The 15,760-nt window shown below is 43.7% G+C and carries 12 protein-coding genes; 5 read left to right on the top strand and 7 right to left on the bottom strand.

Going from position 1 to position 15,760, the window contains the following annotated elements; translation table 11 throughout:
* Positions 1-179 precede the first annotated feature (179 nt).
* The 5 genes from OH460_RS14120 to OH460_RS14100 all read right to left on the bottom strand — a co-directional run bounded on the left by OH460_RS14120 (position 180) and on the right by OH460_RS14100 (position 7,683).
* The gene (locus OH460_RS14120) at positions 180-1,964 is read right to left on the bottom strand and encodes an ABC transporter ATP-binding protein (RefSeq protein ID WP_269998011.1); all 1,785 of its coding nucleotides are present in this window, start codon (positions 1,962-1,964) and stop codon (positions 180-182) included.
* Entirely contained in the window at positions 1,958-3,721 is a 1,764-nt protein-coding gene (locus OH460_RS14115; RefSeq protein ID WP_269998009.1) for an ABC transporter ATP-binding protein, read from the bottom strand. Before OH460_RS14115 ends, OH460_RS14120 begins: the two co-directional genes overlap by 7 nt.
* Before the next feature lie 232 nt (positions 3,722-3,953).
* Positions 3,954-4,466, bottom strand: a complete 513-nt coding sequence (locus tag OH460_RS14110) for a hypothetical protein (RefSeq protein WP_269998007.1) — start codon at positions 4,464-4,466, stop codon at positions 3,954-3,956.
* A 13-nt stretch (positions 4,467-4,479) separates the two neighbouring features.
* The gene (locus OH460_RS14105; RefSeq protein WP_269998005.1) at positions 4,480-6,591 is read right to left on the bottom strand and encodes an LruC domain-containing protein; all 2,112 of its coding nucleotides are present in this window, start codon (positions 6,589-6,591) and stop codon (positions 4,480-4,482) included.
* A gap of 573 nt (positions 6,592-7,164) precedes the next feature.
* Complete coding sequence (locus tag OH460_RS14100; protein WP_269998003.1) at positions 7,165-7,683, bottom strand: NUDIX hydrolase; 519 nt, start codon at positions 7,681-7,683, stop codon at positions 7,165-7,167.
* A 368-nt stretch (positions 7,684-8,051) separates the two neighbouring features.
* Here OH460_RS14100 and OH460_RS14095 point away from each other — a divergent pair, with 368 nt between their 5' ends.
* A complete protein-coding gene (locus tag OH460_RS14095; protein WP_061031205.1) occupies positions 8,052-8,315 on the top strand; it encodes a putative hemolysin in 264 nt (87 codons plus the stop codon).
* 196 nt (positions 8,316-8,511) lie between these two features.
* Complete coding sequence (locus OH460_RS14090; RefSeq protein ID WP_269998001.1) at positions 8,512-9,189, top strand: hypothetical protein; 678 nt, start codon at positions 8,512-8,514, stop codon at positions 9,187-9,189.
* A 4-nt stretch (positions 9,190-9,193) separates the two neighbouring features.
* On the opposite strand, the gene OH460_RS14085 is transcribed toward OH460_RS14090, so the two are convergent.
* Entirely contained in the window at positions 9,194-10,072 is an 879-nt protein-coding gene (locus OH460_RS14085) for a YdcF family protein (protein WP_269997999.1), read from the bottom strand.
* Positions 10,073-10,379: 307 nt separating this feature from the next.
* On the opposite strand from OH460_RS14085, the gene OH460_RS14080 reads away from it, so the two are divergent.
* From OH460_RS14080 to OH460_RS14070, 3 genes are all read left to right on the top strand, one after another.
* On the top strand, positions 10,380-11,750 hold the full coding sequence (locus OH460_RS14080) for an L-serine ammonia-lyase (RefSeq protein ID WP_019820442.1): 1,371 nt from the start codon (positions 10,380-10,382) through the stop codon (positions 11,748-11,750).
* Positions 11,751-12,165: 415 nt separating this feature from the next.
* Entirely contained in the window at positions 12,166-13,644 is a 1,479-nt protein-coding gene (locus tag OH460_RS14075; RefSeq protein WP_081090286.1) for a peptide MFS transporter, read from the top strand.
* Positions 13,645-13,843: 199 nt separating this feature from the next.
* Complete coding sequence (locus tag OH460_RS14070) at positions 13,844-14,626, top strand: siderophore-interacting protein (protein ID WP_269997995.1); 783 nt, start codon at positions 13,844-13,846, stop codon at positions 14,624-14,626.
* A gap of 137 nt (positions 14,627-14,763) precedes the next feature.
* On the opposite strand, the gene OH460_RS14065 is transcribed toward OH460_RS14070, so the two are convergent.
* Positions 14,764-15,666 carry an EamA family transporter gene (locus OH460_RS14065; protein WP_269997993.1) on the bottom strand — a complete coding sequence of 301 codons (903 nt, stop codon included), beginning with the start codon at positions 15,664-15,666 and terminating at the stop codon, positions 14,764-14,766.
* Positions 15,667-15,760: the final 94 nt, after the last annotated feature.

Raw genomic sequence — 15,760 nt, 5'->3', positions numbered from 1 at the left:
GCATACATCCCGATGCCCAAAGACACCCCTTTAGTAGTAGGGAGATCATAACATATTAATAATCGAAAAATATGTTTAATTTCCCTAACCTACTGGGAATATTAGAAAACAAGAGAAATTGGTGAAGCATAGACAAGACCAATTCGTCTTATTGAAAGCTACAGCCTGATTTTAGGCAATTAGGCTACCGTAGCTTGAGAATCGCCAGTTTCTACAATCGATTCTTGTAACAAGCCAGCATAAATACCATTGTGCGCCACCAGTTGTTGATGATTACCTTGCTCAACAATTTCCCCCTTTTCCAACACCAAAATGGTGTCTGAGTGACGAACAGTACTCAAACGGTGGGCAATCGCAATCACGGTTTTCTCTTTGAACAGACGCTGCATCGCTTTTTGAATGAGATCCTCGGTAATCGAATCTACCGAACTTGTTGCCTCATCCAGCATCATCAGTTGTCCCCCTTGAGCAACGGCTCTTGCAAACGAGATAAGCTGAGTTTGTCCAACCGATAGATTTGCCCCGTTCTTATCTAGTTGGAAGCCATAGCCTTGAGGCAGCTGTTCAATAAACTTATCGGCATAAACATAACGCGCCGCCTGCTCAATCTCGGTACTTGATAAATGCTCTTTACCTAGTGCGATATTGAAAGCAATCGTCTCTTCGAATAAATGCACATCTTGCATCATCATCGAGAACAGGTGTGCCGAGTCTTCACTAGAGATCTGCGACAGCTCAATGCCATTCAGCAGTATGCTGCCTTCATAGTCTTGGTAGGTTTTCGAGATCAAACGCAGAATCGTTGACTTACCTGAGCCTGTAGAGCCCACCAGTGCGATTTGATGCCCTTTCTCCAATACAAACGAGACATTCTTTAGAACGTACGGAGCATCGTCTTTGTAGCGGAAGCTTACGTTCTTAAACTCAAGGCTTTCAAACTGCTCTAACGGTTTAGCAACCTTCTCTGATGGCAGTAAGTTACGCCCCTCTTCTTCAGTCGGTTCAACAAACAGCTCTTCGATATGGTCGAACGCGGCAAATGAGCTCTGAATTGATGCAATTTGCGAAGTAAAATCTCGAATCGGCACGAACACTTTTTCTAAGGTGTTGATGAACGCAATCAGCACACCCAAGGTGAGCGCCCCTTCTATCACTTGCTCAGAACCGTACCAAATCATTACCGCGATGGTGATGGATGTGATACCAGAAATGAATGAGAACAGAATAGCGTCGTATTTATTGATCTTTTTCTGCGCTCTCAAAAACTCGTCGGTATAGCCTTGGTAACTTTGTTCGACTTGCTCTTCTGCTCGGTACATCTGTACAGTTTTCATACCAAACAGCACTTCTTGCAAGAAGCCAATACCTTGAGCCAGTGACGAACGAGTCACCTTATACAGAGCACGAAGTCGATTTCGAACATGTACAGTCAGATACATGACCGGAGGCATGATGATCAATACGATCAGCGTCAGCTTCCAATCAATTAAGAACATCATGATCAGCAGCGCAATGGTGTTAATGCTGTCTTTTACCAAACCGACAACCGACTGAACAAACGTCTCACCGATGGTTTCTAAATCACTGGTTAGACGCGATAGCGTGACACCGATTGGTGTATTGTCAAAGTAGTTGCGTGGCAATTTCAAAACACGAGCAAACAGAACTGAGCGCATGTCAGTAATCGTGTATTGACCTGTTTTACGTAGGTTATATGCGTAAGTGGTATCCACGACATAACTGACGATTAGTACAGCAACGAGGTAGAAAACGTATTCTAATAGCCCGTCCATATCACCATGACTCAACTGAACGTCGATCACTTGAATAATCAACCAAGGGAACAACAAGCTTGTGATGACAGAAAGCGGAAGCATCGCAATGCCCAAAATCGCCGAGCCTTTGTATTTCTTAGCAAACTTAAAGAAATGCTTGAGGTACTTGAGGTCAACACCTTTTAACATGCTGCTGCCTCCGTTTCATTTTGCTGTAGTAGCCATGTCTCATAGTAGTAATCGCAAGTTTTCAGTAGGGTTTTATGGTCGCCCTTAGCAATCACTTTTCCTTCATTCAACACGATAACTTCATCCATATATTCAAGTGCATTAACACGATGTGAGACAACAAGAACCGACTGATTTTCCAATCGCTTAAATAGGCCTTCTAAGATTTTTCTCTCTGTCTCATAGTCAACGGCAGACAGAACGTTATCCATAATGATGAGATCGGTTGGTTGTAATAGAGCACGAGCAATGCTCAGGCGCTGTTTTTGCCCCCCTGACAACATAATGCCCTTCTCACCGACTAAAGTTTGGTCGCCCTGCTCAAAGCGCGTCACATCACTGGCTAGTTGGCTAAGCTCTAACACTTCATCAACCTGGCTTTTTGCTAGCTCGGTATCGGCGCTACCAAAACGAATATTCGCTTCAACAGTGGCTGAAAACAAATACGGGTCTTGGGTGACCGTTTTAACGTAACGACGTAAATCGCTACGCGAGAAGCTAGTGATATCTCTCTCACCAAGCAGTACTGAACCTTGTGGAGTGTCTAAGTGATGGTTCAAACAGTTCACCAACGTCGTTTTTCCCGCACCGATACCACCTAACACACCGACTTTCTTCCCCGCGGGGATATCAAAACTGATGTCATCCAGAATCAGACGCTCCTCGCCCGGATAGCTAAAGCTAAGGTTACGAACGGAGAACGTTTTTCCTTTTAGGGATTCCACATCGAGCTCAGACAGTTTCTGCTCATCCAATTCTGGTATTTTGGCATTAAGAATAGTCTGGGCGCTTTGAATACCGACCATGCCACGCTGATAAATCGTCGCGATTCGTCCTAATTGCATAAGCGGCATGGCGAGCAAAACTGAGTAAGTTAGGAATGCAGTGATTTCACCTAGAGTCAGTTCCTGTCTCATCAACATAAAACCACCTAGACCTAGAATAATGATTTTCATCAGGTCATTGGCGTAATCGAGAACTGGCATAAAGAAGACTTGAATACGCGTGATTTTAAGGCGGCATTCAAGTAACAACTGATTCAGCTTCTCAGTCTCCGCTTTTACCCAGGGTGACATTTGCTGGCTTTTAATCAGATCAATCCCAGACAGATAACTCATCAGTTGCGCAGACAAGTTTTGTAGTCGCTTCATATGCTCTAGATGGAGCGTTTTCATACGCTTAAAGCCAACTCGGAAAATCACGAAAGCGATTGAAATCGGAATGATCGAATACAGGGTTAGTTCTGGCGATATACGCCACATGTATAGCGGCGTTAGCGATAGAGCGAGCAACGCATTAAAGAATTGCAGAAAGCCAACACCAAACATCAAACGAATACCACTTAGGTCATTGTTGATGATTGAGATTAAACGGCCAGAAGCAAAGCGCTCGTGAAAGCTGTTTGGCAAGCGATTCAGTTTTTGTAGAAGAGTGGTCTTAAGTGAAGCTTCTGTAATTCGCCCGGGGTTAAGCGCGTAAATGCGAGACAGAATCCTAACAACGACCATAGCAACCGACATACCAACGACAATCCACACATAGGACTGCAACTGTTGATGTCCACTTGAAGAGGCGTCATCAATCAGGTCTATTGCCAATTGAATATAACGAGGGATTTCTACTTGTAACCAGTTAACGAGAAAAATGAACACAACCGCAAGTAAGTACGAGGTGCGATTCATGCGCAAGTAATGGGCAATAAACTGTCTTTTATTCATAACATTCTTTATTGAGGGCAGGCGTATAGCTATTTGGTGATTTTGCTTAGAAAGCACTTCACGATATGGCAAAGATACATCAAAAACACTTAGTTGACAATATCAACCACATTCAATAATTCGTCATCGCTATTCATTTTTCGTATTGTAGAAACAACTTTGCCGCCAAATAATGGCGGCAAAGTTATTAGAAGTGATAATTAAAAGCTAAGGCTCCAATCCAGTAATGACTTTAAAGAAGCACATCCACTTTATCATTTTCAATATTATATGAGCTCTTCACTTCACTGCCCAATGCTGATGGGTACCACACCTCGACCCAAACTTTATCAACATGGTTGGGCAACAATAGCGTTGTTGAAAAGTCAGTGTCTTCATTAATAGGCATTCTTAACACTTGTGAGGTGTAGTCGACAACGTCCCCATCAAACTCAGTGTACAAGCTCATAAAGCCCCGCGAACTTTGTGAACTTGCGACATCGACCGTCACAGCGACTTCCCTCTCAGTTGAGAAATCAAAGCCTTCCGGTATGGTCAGCTCGACCGAACTCAACACTTGTGCCGCAGGCGCGATGCTAGACGTCACTGTGTTATTAGCAGATGACGAGTTACCTGATGAAGAATCATCCGCTGGTGGGACAGAGCTTGGAGCTGATGTGGTAGAGCCACCACCACCGCCGCCTCCGCCACACGCAGCAAGGAAGACAAGAGTCACACTACTTAGCATTAGTTTTGATAGTTTCATAAATCCTCCTTGATTAATCTTCAGTAGACCAAGTTTTGTCTGAGTTAGGGTTTAGATACCAAGTCGGTTTAGAAGAACCGCCAGACGTCGCCCACTCCGCAAAATCTGGGAACGCTTCACTGATATCAATGTACTCGGATGGGTGATTCCAAGGAGATGAAATCAAAATACCCCAAGGCATGTTTTGCGTAGTTCGGTAGTATTTTCCACTATCTGGGTCTGAATCATCTTGTGCCACACCGTAAAAGTCGCTTACTAACGTACCACGTGACGTTGGTGGAAGATCCGCTGTGTGAATTTCAAGATCTTTACCCGGAGAGCCAGTAAAACTAGAGCCATGATAATAGCCTTCACCTGGACCAAAGATGAACGGGTCGAAGCCACTCAATGGTAGCAGTGAACTTACCGTTGGTTGATCGTCGTCGTTAAACGGTAGTGAGATACTGAACGTCATTTGGTCAGACTCAAGAGACGGATTACAAGATGGATTCGTACGGTGGAACATACACTCATCGTTAATCGGGATATCATTTTTTAAGTTCAACGAAGCGACAACAACAAGGTCACCTCCTGGCGATGCAACCGATTTATCTTCGCCCGTAAACGGTGAGATATTCACACGAGTTGCGCCGTTTTTCTGCACTCTGGCGGTCTGCAAGTCGACATCCGACTCATCAAAGCCACTCAATTTCCAACCTAAGCCGTTACCATAAGAGGCACCGTAGGCCATAATGCTACCGCTGATATCCATACGCAATACAGCATCGTCTTTACTCAGAATGGTGGTTCGGTAATAAACAACAACATCGTTTAAATCGAAGTCACCAACTTCAGGCCAGTTATCTTCGAACGCTGCAGTGTAGTAGTTAGAGTGTTGAATTGTGGTTCCCGGATCAGTCACGTTAAACACGTAATCCTCGACTTCCCCGTCACCAACGTAACCATCACTTGGGATGTTAGGGCTGCTCGCTAGACGGAAACGTGTCTGTACAGTCCCCACACTCGCATCATCAGCCACTCGAATTGGAACCACTTGGCCCCCTTCAACAACCGAATGGTTTTTCAAGATTTGTTCATCATCATCGAAAGTACCACTCAAGTCCCAGTCAGCCCAAGCTTGTAGGTAACCATTACCCACAACGTTAACGTTGATGAGACTATCCAACCCAATTTCTAAGTTAGTAAGTAGCGTAATACCGTCGTCATCATTCCCGTCAACATCTAAGTCATCACCGTTTGATAAGGCGCCCGGTTGTCCGTCAGAGTCTGTATCGATACTGGCCCCTAGATAAAGCGTTGAAGAGACAGCATGTTCAGCACCATTGCTTGCTTGTAACGTTCCATAAGTGTCCGGCGCATCACCAAAATCAGACTCGTCAGAACTCTCAATTGGCGTAGTAAAGCCACTTAAGTCCCAGTTACCATCAAACGCTGAAAAGATTGGGTTAGGGAAACCACTGCCACTCGTAGTAACAGTTTCAAACTGAAGCGTAACAATAGAGGTATTTTTGTAGGTAAACTTAACCGCACCTGACGTATCCGTTTCAGAATAATTGGTGCCTGGTCCGGTGAAGAGGACTGAATTGCCATCAGCACTCTCTTCGGCGGTCAAGCTGGCACTTGCACTCCCCAATTGATAGCTGAAAAAGCCTTCACTTTTGAATACTCGTACTTGCTCTGACTGAACGGGCTCGCCATCAATGTCATAACCGATCATTTCAAATTCAGGAATAGTGTAAGGGACCGAGAAAGTACCTGACAGACCATCTGTTCCGTCAAAGAACTCAAAGGTATAAATCAAACCTGCAGAACCGGCAGAGTTAGTCTGATAGAGGAATCCAATATCACCAGAGGGCTGAGTTGAGCCTTCTTTGTAATTAGGTGCATGAAACACAAATGTCGCATCACCAAATACGCTACTGGATACCTTGGCATCAATGGTCTTTCCATCGTGTGTACCGACATTTAGGAAATGCATGGAGGCGCCATCGTAGGTCGGCCCCGCCCAACCACTACTTCCGTTCGTTGACTCTATGTGGTTTGAAAAATCCAAATCCACGATGGTTGCGTGGACTGGGACGCTAACTATTGCGCCAATGAGATAGATAAGTTGCTTGTATTTCATAGTAAACCTCGACTTCTTCTTCGCTTGGGCGATTTCCTTGAAAAGTACGTAAACTCTGAACGGCAAAGCTAAATAAATGTCTCCCTAAAATCTGATGCTGCGAGACAAAGGATGTCTACTTTTTTATTTTGGTGCCGACAAAACGAGCTGCATAAGACAAAGAAGCAAGAGAAGAGCCAAGTTTTTGAACACTTAGAAAATAAACCTAAGCCATTGAAAGTATGTCTTTATTTCTCTGTAGACTTATTAAGATCAAAAATAAACAAACACTTTCTTCAAAATAGGAATCAATTTGATGAAGGAATAAGTCAACTTGACAACTTGTCATTGAAAGGAGTGTGATAAGTAGACTCCAAGCAAATAAACATGTCGCTCAAACAGCAGGGAGCTGCGTGAAACTGGAGAAATAATGACTATTGGCTGTAAGCAAAGTTGGGGGGACTGAAAGCGCTAACGATGAACTGCTTAAATGCGGGGTGAAATTAAACAGTTCAAAGATCAATGTCGGCTGCAGTACAGTTACAGCTGAACAATTACTGCTGTGCTATTACTGCAATATAAGCTTGGGTGAGATTAAAGCATTTCTTTTGCGATCAAATGCAACAAAAAAGTCTCGCGCTCAATGCTCATACCCTTTTTAGGACTTTCGGCCATCGTCTTTTCATTATGAGCAATCGCTTCATGGATGTTCATCCACACAGGCTTCATTCCGTTTTTAAATTCGTAATCTTCGTAAGCTGTCTCACCCAGCTCGCGGTCAATCTTGCACGAATAGCAGTAGGAAATCATATGCATTATATCTGCATCATCTTTGTACCAAGGGCGAAACTCTTCAAAAATGCCAAACGGCTTAATGCCATGAATGTTCTTTGCACCCGTCTCTTCTTCAAGCTCTCGGACCATGCCCGCAATCACATCTTCGCCTTCATCTAAACCGCCACCAGGGATGGTGTAGTCGTGGTAACGCTCGGTATACAGCATCAGAATATCTTCACCATCTAAGACAATCGCTCTGGCGGCATTACGCTTATAAACTGTTTTGTTATCTAGGTGATCGATATCTGGGTGAATGGTGGTTTTTAGGTGTCTCATGGCTCTAACTGCTCAACTGAATTTGGCGGCATCATATCATAATCATTCATAGATTCGAGGTTCATAGCGGTTCACATCAACACGCCTTCTAACTTTGTACCTCATAGCCGATAAAGCAAGAAAACATCACATAGCCTCTGAAAAGCCTTCACTCAACAATTCATGCCCTTCTATCGCCCGGCTAGCTTAGCTTGATCTAGCCCTCAAAAAGCAGCTAAACATGGCTAAATATCAACCTATTTCAATATCTTGACCAAATTAGAACAACCTTTTCTGAAATCTAAAATATACTCATTTGATAGAGCTTCTAATTGGGTTCTGTAGAACTTAACGTATTCAACTATAGAGTTATCACGTAGGAGATAAACATGAAGAAAATTGGTTTGATGGCTGTATTTGCCGTTGTATTAGGTGGTTGTGCAAACGACTATGCAGAGTATAGCGAAGGCCAACGTGTTTCAGTCGCTAATCCAGCGGCCGTTTATTGTGTTCAACAGGATGGCGAATTAGACACGGTCACAGAAAACAATCAACGCACCACTTATTGTGTTTTTGATGACGGTGAACGTATTGAGCAATGGGAATATTACCGAAATAATCATGAGCAAGACTCAGAAGCTAAAAGTGAATAGCGCTCCACTCTGATACCCACCAATCCCTTCCCCTCTTTAATTCAACCAATTACGTAAACTGGCTGCCAATTGGCAGCGGTTTACCGTATATACACACCAATTGTACACTGTTTCATTGCTGACATTTCTCTGACATTGTCAAATTCCAAGCAGATAGAATGCCGGCCTGTTAAAAACATTTACAGGTTGAATTGAAATGAAGAACCATTCCAAAACGGAAGAGCAAACTCACATGTCTTTTGAACTCCCTGAGTTCACCCTTTCTCAATCGACCTCTCAAGTGATCTACAAGCGTTGCCAAACCGCTTTAGTCGTTCTCGCTATTGGTATTATTGCTAACTTAGCGCTAAGAATTGATTTTGTATTGTTGAACGGAAATGTTGGTGAGATCTCAGTGACAGAAATGTTCCAGCAGCTGCTACTTATCGTAAGTTCAGGTTCTTTTGCTTACCTAGCGAGAAAGAGAGGTGAAGTGAAACACGCTGCGGTTCTCATTAGCGCCTTCTTCGCTGTAATGTTCATTCGTGAAATGGATTTTTGGTTCGATAAGATCGTACACGGTGCATGGGTAGTTCCTGCTGCGCTAGTTGCTGGCTGCGCTATTTTTTATGCTGTAAAAAACGGTAAGCGCACTATCGATCAACTTGCCCTTATTTTGGCTTCTCCGCACATGAACCTTTTAGTGACAGGCGTAATGCTACTGCTAGTATTCTCCCGCCTATTCGGTATGGGTAGCTTTTGGCACAATGTGATGGGCGATGATTACGTTCGTGCCGTTAAAAACATTGCAGAAGAAGGCACAGAACTACTCGCCTACTGCTTAATTGCGTTTGCTAGCCTAAAAACAGTTCTTGGCATCACCAGAAAAAAATAACGATTTATCGCCACCAGCGATGCGTATGATCCGATTCAGGGTCTAACAATCGATTCAGAAAAGTTAGGTTGGTATCTAGTAACGCTAGGTACTCCCTGACTTTTTTTGTATCCGTACCTACTGGAGTACCTCGAATACAGCCTTCCAATACCGGAAGCAGACTTTCCACAATACTAAACTGAGGTGAACTTCCTACTGAGCCTTTTGCTTGCGTCAAGGCTTCCAAGGAAAGCCTTTCTGGCTCCGCCCTCACCATCTTCAAATCTCGCTTAAACGCCCCGGCACATACACCTTCGAGATACACTCGGTACGTTGTAAGCACATCCATCAATAAAAACAGCTGACCTTGAGTCGTTTGGTGAGGGTATGGGACTGCAACATGAGCCTCCAACTTGCGATCTATCTGCAGTTCTACGCCAAGCGCCGAACACTTTTCAATGAGAACTTTGAGCAAACCTTGCTCATCCATTAGCGTTTGAATCTCAAAGATTCGTTGCAAGTGATAGTCATTCGACACAAACGTTACCTTTACATCTTGCCCACGAGTAAACAGACCACTCTCTATCATCTCAGCAGCTAAATTTTGGATGTTTTCTACAGTATTGGTTGAATGCTGCTCTAATAAAATCGCTCCCAGAGTAAACGGGACTTCGCGGAGGCTTTCCAACTCTCGAAAGTATCGGTGCATCGCATCTGCTTCCGAAACACTCTGCCCTTTGGTTACCCCACCACAAAAAGCGACCGCTGTGGACGAGTGAGACTCTGCGTTCAAGGACTCCACCAGATACTTCACCAAAGCATCAACTCGACTGACTCCTTCCTCAGTCAATTCATTCTCATTAAGCCGTTTACCCAGCACAATAAGGAGGTTATTAATGCTCATTTTATGTTCAAGTCTCGTTTTGGGGATTAGATGGAGTGAATTATGTATACAATACTTGTGAACAAAAGTATTTTGAAATTCTTATAAGTTGCTCGCAATAATGCTCACTATTGCAAAGCAACACAATAAGGTACTCGACAATCAAAGTGCAGCTTAAAAGCACAATAGCACGATCATAGGGTCCACAGGGCTACGCTAGTTAGCGTTAGTTTTAAACAGAGAACGCTTTCACACATATAAGTGAAACGAACAAAATACAAATTTTACACAGAGTTCGTCCATCGAACCGTCTTCACAGGAAGTTACTATGCTGTCTATTTTTGATATCTATAAAATTGGGGTTGGGCCTTCTAGCTCCCATACAAATGGACCAATGATCGCAGGGTTTAATTTTACCCAAAAGATTGAATCTGTACTTGACCAAGTTACCCGTATTCAAATCGACTTATACGGCTCACTATCATTAACAGGTATCGGCCACCACACTGACCGAGCAACCCTGTTAGGTCTACTTGGCAACCGCCCTGATACCATCAAAATAACCAGTGCTAATCTAGCAATGCGCAAAGCGATTGAAGACAAGTCTCTTATGGTGAGTGGTCACCATGAGATTCACTTCGATGTAGAGAGCGACTTGCTCTTTCACAAAACCAATCTGCCGCTTCATGAAAACGGTATGACAATCTCTGCGTTTGATGCGAGCGGTAAGCTTCTGGATATGGAGACCTACTACTCGATTGGTGGTGGTTTCATCGCAACTGCAGATGAGCTGCAAAACGGCAAACAAGAGTCTGAAACCCAAGTTGAATTCCCTTTCTCATCTGCTGACCAACTCCTTGAGCTCGCTGATAAGAATGGAATGAGCCTTGGCGGATTAATCCTACGCAACGAAGTATCCTTCCAAGATATGGAAGCTATTGACCAAAAAGCAGATCAAATCTGGAAGGTGATGTCACTGTGTATGCAGCGTGGCTTTGATACTGAAGGTATCCTAGATGGTGGCCTTGAAGTCACACGTCGAGCACCCGCTCTTTTGAAAAAACTTGAAGCGAATGCCTCCATTGAAAATGATCCAATGGAGATCATGGATTGGATTAACCTATTTGCCTTTGCCGTGAGTGAAGAAAATGCAGCAGGTGGCCAAGTGGTCACATCGCCAACCAACGGTGCGGCTGGCGTTATTCCTGCAGTATTAATGTACTACCATCGTTTCATCAAAGAACTGGATACCAAACAGCTCAAAGACTTTTTAGCGGTATCTGGCGCTATCGGTATTCTATACAAAACCAATGCGTCTATTTCAGGTGCAGAGGTAGGCTGCCAAGGTGAAGTTGGCGTATCTTCTTCAATGGCAGCGGCTGGCTTAACGGCCCTTCGTGGTGGCAGTAACGAGCAAATCTGTATCGCAGCTGAGATCGCGATGGAGCACTCACTGGGTATGACCTGTGACCCAATTGGCGGACTGGTTCAAGTCCCATGTATTGAGCGTAATGCGATGGGCGCCATGAAGGCGATCAACGCATCGCGTATGGCACTAAAACGCACCAGCAAGTGTCTTATCTCGTTAGACAAGGTTATTGAAACCATGTACCAGACAGGTAAAGACATGAACAAGAAGTACCGAGAAACGTCGTTAGGCGGCTTAGCGGTGATCCACATGGCGCCACCATGTGAATAGCAGACAAGAACACGAGTTCACAATGCCCTTGTAGAAGGGTCATTCTTGTAAACTTAGTTTTCAATATCAAAACAAAGCCAGCCACCAAGCTGGCTTTTTTATTGGCTCGAACCCAACCGGCAATTGAAAGTGATACTCACTTAAAAGCATTTACCGAATGAATCTCGCTAATTTTCTCTTTAATAGTTCATTACTTAGCCACAAATGAAACCGACTAATTTTCACACAATCATGCATCCACTAGCAAAATCTAATATTGCAAATTTCATTCATGAGAAATATGAATGTACTCATAAGAAAAGATATATCGAGCAAAGTCCGGTTTGGGATAGATGTTTCAGTTTATGTATTACTATCAATGGTATTATAATTGGGTAATTACACTACATATTAATACTAATGTGAGAATAAAATAATGTGGAATAGATTAAACAAATCAATGATGTTCTGCCAAATGATGTTTGGACTTTCGTTCTATGGCGTCATGGTGATCTTGACTCGTTTCTTCCTTGAGGACCTGAACTACAACGAAGCCGACACCATGATGGTGGTTGGTGCTTTCTCTGCAATCGGGCCGCTGTTTGCTATTGCCGGTGGTTTCATCGCCGACAAATTCTTAGGTGCTTACCGATCTCTAACTATCGCTTTCCTAGGATTCGCGAGTGGTTACGTTTTACTGGTACTCGGCGCAGCAGCAACCAATGTTCCTATGGCATTGTGTGGTATTGCGTTAGCAAGTTATGCACGTGGTTTGATGTCTCCTTCTTACCCAAGTCTCTACAAACGCACGTTCAAAACACAAGAAGATTTTGAAAACTGCTACCCTATCAACTACTCAGTAAACAACATTGGTGCACTGCTAGGTCAGTACTTATTCCCTATGCTAGTGCTTGTTGTTGGCTTCCACGGTGGCTTCCTTCTGTCTGCTGTTCTAGCAGGTGCAGCACTACTGATGATGTTGTTTGTCCGTAAAGGTCTTGTTGAAGCAAGTGCTGAGATCGACCAGCAACCAGTAAGCACTAAAAACTGGGCTGCTTTCCTAGGCTTATCTGCAGCAATGATCGGCTTAGTATTTTTCATGTTCTCTAACATGGATATCGGCCAAAACATCGTTTACGCGATCGGTGCTGCAGCCATTATCTACTTTGTCTCTTTGATGGTGAAATCAAAGAAATCAGACATGCTGAAAATGGGCACGATCTTAATCATCACATTCCTGACTACATGTTTCTTCGTGTACTACGGCCAAATGATGACATCGATGACAATGGTAGCGATCAACACCATGCGTGGTGACCTATTTGGCTTCATTCCTGTTGCACCAGAAGCGTCAATGGCAATGAACCCACTATGGTGTATGGTGGCTGGCCCTATCATCGCCGGTATCTTCTCTAGCCTAGAAAAGAAAAACATCAACTTCTCTACAGCAACGAAAGTAGGTTTCTCTTTCATCCTGACGGCTATCGCTTTTGGTATCCTGACAATGGCAGTGACTACCGTTGGTGAAGACGTCCTAATTCGCCCTGAAGTATTCCTAGCGATCCATTTCTTCCTAGCATTCGGTGAAGTAATTGTGGGCTCTATGGTAGTGGCGTTCATCCTGTCTGTGGCACCTAAGCACATCGAGAACTTCTCTGTAAGCTTATTCTCTGTAGCAATCGCACTATCAGGTATCGTTGGCGCGGTATTCTCAACATCAATTGCACTAGAGAAAGGTCAAGAGATCACACAAGAGATCGTTCAAACAGTTTACGGCGACTACTTCCAAATGCTGACTGTTCTTGCGGTAGTAATGGTAGGTATTGCAATGGGTGCATCTTTCATTATTCGTAAGATGCTAGAAGCAGCAAAAGCCGCTGATGAAACGATTGAACTAGAACAAGCTAACAGCTAACTACTCTCACGTTCAACCGACCTAACCCATCAAGCCCTTCAGTTTTCTGAAGGGCTTTTTTGTCTATATTTTTAATGATTTATAAAAATCCCACCTTTGGATTTTCATTATGTAAATTATAGTAAATGATAATTATTAGTATTGAGTGTTTTCTGGTTCGAGATTATTATGTGGGCATCAAAATCTAAGAGAGCCTTATATGAGCAAGCCTAGCCCTATCACATTAACTGTTACTCAAACCTCAACCATTACTCCAAACATGCAGCGTATGACGTTTAGCGGTGAGGGATTAAGTAAGTACCCTGCTGAATGTGTAGGCGGCTACATCAAGCTACTATTCTCGCCACTAGGCACCACCGACTTGAGTCAATTAGACGAAGGTGATCGTCCAACCATGCGCACCTACACCATTCGCCACTACAATCCTGTAGAGAAGTTCATCGAAGTCGATTTCGTTCGCCATATCACTAAAGATCTTCAATGTGGCTTTGCTGCGAGATGGGCAATGAGCGCACAAGTTGGTGATACTATTTCAGTGGCTGGCCCAGGTTTAATTCAGGGGCTGAACCTAGAGTCAGATTGGTTCTTCTTAGTGGCAGATATGACTTCACTCCCTGCGCTCTCCGCAAAAGTAAAAACACTGCCAAAAGACGCAACAGGGCACGCTGTTATTCAGATCAATTCAGCAGCAGACAAGCAAGAGCTAGAAGCCCCTGAAGGCATCAAGATCACTTGGCTAATTGAAGATGAAACATCAGAAACACTATCCCAAACGGTTCGTAGCTTAACGTGGTTAGACGGTCAGGTTTCAGTATGGACAGCGTGTGAATTTGAAAGCATGCGTGAACTCAGACAGTACTTCAGAAACGAAAAAGAAGTCGCAAAAGAGAACATCTACATCAGCAGCTACTGGAAACGTGGCGTCAGTGAAGATGGGCATAAGGTAATCAAGCAACAAGATGCTCAAGCACTAGCAGACTAAGCCTATCACCACATCGCCTGCCTCAAGACCAAATAAGAAAACGCCCTTAACGACAATCCATCGTTAAGGGCGTTTTACTTTCTAATGCCAGAGAGCATTTTCTATCTCTCAAAGCAAGATAGCCTAGTAGGCGCTTTTTAAATCAGTGAGGTAACTAGACCTATAAGAATCAAAACAACGCCTATACCGCGGGTCATGTGCCACTTTTCCTTTAAAAAATAGATCCCCATCACCACACCGAAGATGATACTCACCTGTCTAAGAGCAACGACCAAGCTGACGTTCTCTGTCATGGTCATTGCAAACAGCACCAACCCATAAGTCGACGCCATCATGATACCAGCCACCGTGGCTTTCTTGCGTAGTACCCAAGCATTCGTAAACTCGACTCTTTGGTTGGTTATAAATAGCCAAATACTCAGCGGAATCACTATTGCCCAAAACTGGATACCTAAATAAAAAATTGCAGTGTGTTTATTGGTAATAACCGGCGTACTTAAAGGCTCCAATAACAGAAGCGCCTCTTTATCAATGATTGAATAGCCAGTGGTGCCGATAGCGGCGATTAACGCCCAAAGTACGCCAAGGTTTAGGTAAGCCTTGAGCCTCAGGTCGGAGAACTGTTTCAATGGAACAAACAAACAGCCTAATGTGATCAGTGCAAAGCCAATCCATTGATTCAGTGACAACTCATAGCCAATCAATACTGTTCCCAAACCAACCATCAGCACTGGTAGCGCTCGTGCCATTGGATAGATAACACCAATATCAGCTTGCTTATAGGCGATGCCTAAACCAATTAGATAAATAATTTGGCAGATCCCACTCAGCAAAACTAATTGCCAAAATGGAAGAGAGATATTTGCAAAGCCAACATTCTCGACATACCAGATAAGATAAGGAGTCAATATCGCGGCAGCGGCAAAGCCAGACGCTAAGAAGAAGGATGAGCCAGAGCCTTGGTTTGATTTACCTAGAACATTCCAGCCCGCATGCAGTAGAGCCGAAATAATCACGATGATGATGGCAGAGAATTCCATTTCGTTCCTAAATCATTAGTAAATATAAAATAAAAGCAACAAGCTTAATTGAAGTGATAAAAAAGGTCTCTGGATGAGAGACCTTAAATCATTG

Source organism: Vibrio sp. Makdt (genome assembly GCF_027587015.1).
Lineage (GTDB): Bacteria > Pseudomonadota > Gammaproteobacteria > Enterobacterales > Vibrionaceae > Vibrio > Vibrio chagasii_B.
The sequence above is the reverse complement of the archived record's forward strand: the minus strand, read 5'-3'. Positions and strand labels throughout refer to the sequence as shown.